Origin of the sequence: Sulfurimonas sp., from assembly GCF_028694895.1 — a bacterium.
Lineage (GTDB): Bacteria > Campylobacterota > Campylobacteria > Campylobacterales > Sulfurimonadaceae > Sulfurimonas.
The window spans coordinates 1-4,407 of record NZ_JAQVKA010000114.1; the positions used below are offsets into that span (position 1 = coordinate 1).

General features: G+C 33.7%; 4 protein-coding genes and 1 pseudogene. All 5 read right to left on the reverse strand.

The annotated features are described in order from the left end of the window. Positions 1 to 221: 221 nt before the first annotated feature. The 5 genes and pseudogenes from PHI38_RS09335 to PHI38_RS09355 all read right to left on the reverse strand — a co-directional run bounded on the left by PHI38_RS09335 (position 222) and on the right by PHI38_RS09355 (position 4,178). Positions 222 to 905: a Crp/Fnr family transcriptional regulator gene (locus PHI38_RS09335; protein ID WP_299855463.1), complete on the reverse strand. Its 684-nt coding sequence runs from the start codon at positions 903 to 905 to the stop codon at positions 222 to 224. Between the two features lie 32 nt (positions 906 to 937). Beyond that, positions 938 to 1,363, reverse strand: coding sequence for an Hsp20/alpha crystallin family protein (locus tag PHI38_RS09340; RefSeq protein ID WP_299855465.1), 426 nt, complete (start codon positions 1,361 to 1,363; stop codon positions 938 to 940). Positions 1,364 to 1,373: 10 nt separating this feature from the next. After that, positions 1,374 to 1,823, reverse strand: coding sequence for an Hsp20/alpha crystallin family protein (locus PHI38_RS09345; protein WP_299855467.1), 450 nt, complete (start codon positions 1,821 to 1,823; stop codon positions 1,374 to 1,376). 121 nt (positions 1,824 to 1,944) lie between these two features. Further along, positions 1,945 to 2,421: pseudogene (locus PHI38_RS09350) on the reverse strand (IS3 family transposase); the annotation flags it as partial. 47 nt (positions 2,422 to 2,468) lie between these two features. Next, positions 2,469 to 4,178, reverse strand: a complete 1,710-nt coding sequence (locus PHI38_RS09355; RefSeq protein ID WP_299855469.1) for a protein adenylyltransferase SelO family protein — start codon at positions 4,176 to 4,178, stop codon at positions 2,469 to 2,471. Positions 4,179 to 4,407: the final 229 nt, after the last annotated feature.

The window sequence follows — 4,407 nt, forward strand, 5'->3', positions numbered from 1 at the left end:
CTTCCGATCTTTTTCATTTTTTATACTATTTACATGATTGCTATCAAGTTTATCTAGCAGTGTGTTTAAAATATCTATTTTATTCTTTTTAAGAATATTAATAAACTCTTTCATAACTAGACTCCTTTAATGTTAAATATATTTATATTTTACACCCTTAGTATATAAAATGTTTAAAAGTTATTCTGCCTCCTAGGTAGCAACAAATATGTTCAATCATCTCAAACATTTAACTTATCAAGAAGTTTTTGAAAGTTTTTTATTTGAATGTTTTTTCTTGAGAGTTCTATAACTCCATCTTTTTTTAATTTTTGAAGACTTCTGTTTACAACTTTTCTAACAGTTCCAACCATAGAAGCAATATCTTCATGCCTTAAGTTGTCAATAATTTTTAGTGTAGGTTTGTTGCCTTGCATGTAGGTGAAATTTGTAAAGAGTTGTAATACTCGCTGATAAACATCATAAAACGATAGACTAACAGCTAAATTTTCCATCGATTTTAATTTTGCTGCGAGGTATGTGTAAAATAGTTGCCTAAAAGTATTATCATCTAAAATCATCTGTTTTACATCTTCAAGAGGGATACTTACTAGTTCAGTATCTTCTAATACTTCTGAAATATATTGATTTGGATTGCCATCTAGGAGTGATACTACATCAAACATATCTCCACGAGACAACATGTAAAGAGTTAGTTCTTTTGAAGTCTTAAAATCTATTTGGTAAATTTTTAATTTTCCACTTATAACAAAATAAAAATAATTTTTTGTGTCAATAGCGTTTAGAGGATCCTCCCCCTTTTTTAAGTATATCTTTTTTTGGGTTTTAGATACAAAGGGGGATTTTTCTACTTCTTTGAGTATTAATTGCTGAGTATGAGATTCTTCAACTGCTATGTTTTTCATACCCATTATGGTACATCAAAATAGTAAAAATACTATTTAATAGATATGACTCTTGGTTTAGCCTTTTTAGTTTTTTGAAGTTCTACTATCAACCTTCCATCAACAAACTTAGCATCTACTTTACTTGTATCTACGCTCTCAGGAAGAGCATATCTTCTTTCAAACTTACCAAATGAACTCTCACAAATATAGTAATCATCTCGTGTTAATTCATTTTTATATTTTCTAATAGCACTAATAGCTAAAATACCATCTTCGACTTTTATATCGATGTCCTCTTTTGTAACTCCTGGTAAATCTACTTCTAAGTGAAAACTACTATCTTCTTTTTTTGCTATATTAGAAAAAGGGAGATGCGAAGCTAGGTTGTCAAATGTATTTACCAGCTTATTTGTAATAGTCTCTACGCCTTTTTCAACACTAGATCCCATCTCTTTTGCAGTTTTTACAATATCCATCATAGCCTCCTTATTTAATTTCTACTTTTTTAACTTTATCTACTATTGCACTCTCTAATTTTGGTACTATAACTTCTAATACTCCATCTTTAGATTCTGCATGAATATTCTCAACATCTGCCTCTTTTGGAAGTGAAAAAGAACGAGAAAATGAACCAAAACTACTCTCAACTTTGTAGTAGTTCTCTTCTTTTACCTCGTTGTTGAATTTTCTCTCTCCTGAGATAACCAAAGAGTTATCTTCAACTTGTACATTTATATTTTCTTTTGAAACTCCTGGCAAATCTACTTCAATATGATAAGCAAATTCTCCCTCTCTTGTATTTATACTTGGAGTAAACTTATTTGTACTTGAGAGTGTTTTATACTGGCCTAAATCATCTAACATAGAGTTTATAAGATTAAAGCCTCTTCTAAACTCAGTTATATTCATATTTGGATTGTATCTTGTAACTAACATAATAAACTCCTTCGATTTCTTTGAAATCTAGATTTTAAATTTACTCTGTAATTCTAAAATATATTTTGAAATAGTTCTGCCCCTTAGGTAGCACAAATATTTACTATAATGGCCTGTAACTTCATCCTACATTTTTTATAGATTCAAGATAATAATTCATCGGTTTTTGATAACCGATTGATGAATGGAATCTCTTGAAATTATATTTGTAGATATAAGATTTGATAGCTTCTTTTAACTCCTGTATAGATCTGTAATCACTTATATAAATATTGCTATGTTTGAGAGTTCTAAAAAATCTCTCTACAACAATATTTATCGATGCTTCTGCCTTTGCCGTTCATGGATATGTGTATATCATGTTTTTTAAGCAACTGGGTGTGCTCATAGCTTATATATTGACTCCCTTGATCAGAGTTAATATCTTTGGTACTGGATATTTATCAAGTGCCTCTTGAAGCACATCCGTTGCAAGTGTTGCATCCATTGAGTTTGAAACTTTATAGGCTAGTATTGCTTTGCTATGCCAGTCTATGACAGCAGCTAAGTACGTAAACCCACCATCTAATCTTATGTAGGTAATGTAACCACTCCATAATAGCTAGAGCAAACTAGAGAATATTGAACTCTCTAATTTGATTGTAATTATGACGAACAGCTAATATGAGATATGCCAGCGATGTCAAAGAGTTCAGAAGGTTTTTTTCTATAGTATTTTTCTTCTATCTCGCTAGAGTGCTCGGCATATGGATCACTCATGATCTCTTGTAACTCTTTTATAAGTGTAAAATCTCCCCTTTGAGCTTCTTTATATGCAGGAACGAGGAACCATTCTCGTAGTGTATATTTTGGATTGACTCTTTTCATCTCTAAAGAGAGCTCTTTGCGAGATTCTTCAGTTGTGGCATTTGTGAGTGATTTCCACATTTCTAGCCACTCAGACCAACTCTCTAAAATCGTCTCATCATGTTTAGAATCACCGTAAAAGCTTTTAGTAAGTGCAGAGATATCATCAGGTACGCTAGAGAGTTCGCGAAAAAAGATAGTGTAATCGATGTGAGTTTCTATCATCAATTTCACAAGTTCATTAAATAGAGTTACATTAAAAGTTTCTAAGCCTAGCTTAGAAGCCCACATCTGCTCTATTTTAGATTGCATAACGGTAGAAAATTCATCTTTTATCGCCTCAAGTTCTCGTAACTCACTCTCATGTGATTCAAGCAAGGGTTTTAGTGCGATGCAAAACATATTAAAGTTACGCTGGGCCGCTTGAGGTTGATTTAGAAATGAGAAGTGAACTCCGCCACCCGTCCATGGTTGATACTTTGGGTCAAACATATCTATAAACCCAAATGGACCATAATCAAGCGTAAAACCACCTGCTGCGCAGTTGTCGCTATTGAAGTTGCCTTGAGTGTAACCGATACGAATCCAATCTGCTACAAGCGAGGTAAGACGATTACAAAACTCACGAGCCAACAACAGCACCTTTTGTTCTATAGTTAAATTTGTATCGATAACATCACTATATTCACGCTCTATGAGGTGTAACACTATCATTTCAAGCTCTTGCATCGCTTTTGGATGCTCATTTTTACGTGCACGACGACCAAAAAGCTCAAGCTGACCTACCCGAAGAAAAGAGGGCGCTACACGTGTTGTAATAGCAACGGCTTCTTCTATCATAACTTCAGGATCTCTAGAGTGAGAATCGTTTAAAAACCATGGTCGTCTAACTTTTTCACTTTGAGATACGTAGAGACTCAAAGAGCGTGATGTTGGAACTCCAAGGGCATGCATATGCTCTTGTGCCAAAAACTCTCGAACACTTAAACGTAGAACTGCACGACCATCAGCTCCACGACAGTAAGGTGTCCTACCGCCACCTTTAAGCTGCATTTCCCATCTCTTACCTTTTATCACAGCTTCAAGGATAGATATTGCTCTACCATCACCGTATCCATTTCCTGTTTTAAAAGGACACTGCTCGTAGTACTCTGTACCATAGATAGAAAGCGCGTACCCAGTTGCCCAACCTATCTTTCGCAGAGGCTCTGGTAGCTGCGAGGTATCGCCAGAAAAAAGTCGAACAAAATCTTCTGATGTAGCAAGAGCATCACTAAAGCCAAGTTCAGCAAAGAACTTCTTGCTATGTGTAATGTAAAGAGGAGATTCAATTGGAGTAGGAATTACTGGAACATAATGTCCGCTAAATACTTCTCTAGGAAAGTGGTCTATACCATTTGCCTTAGCATCTGGATCAGAGTTTAGTGTATCCATCAAAGAATAGTCTGCTAAGAGTGCTAGATCATCAAGTCGGTTTATAGTTTTATATGTTTGTTTAGTTTCTTGCATATATTTTCCTTGTTTTAAAGACATAAAATTTAATATATATCTCAACTATCTTTATAGTAAATTAATTGCTTAGATTATGTAGTTATTTTAACATTCTTATATGTGCTGGAATTCCATATTTGGCTAATTATAAATAGTATCTCTTTTGAGTACAATATGAAAAAATATAATTAAAAATAGCTTTAAAAGTGTACTAGAGAAGGGATTACATGAAATTGAGGGTCTATTA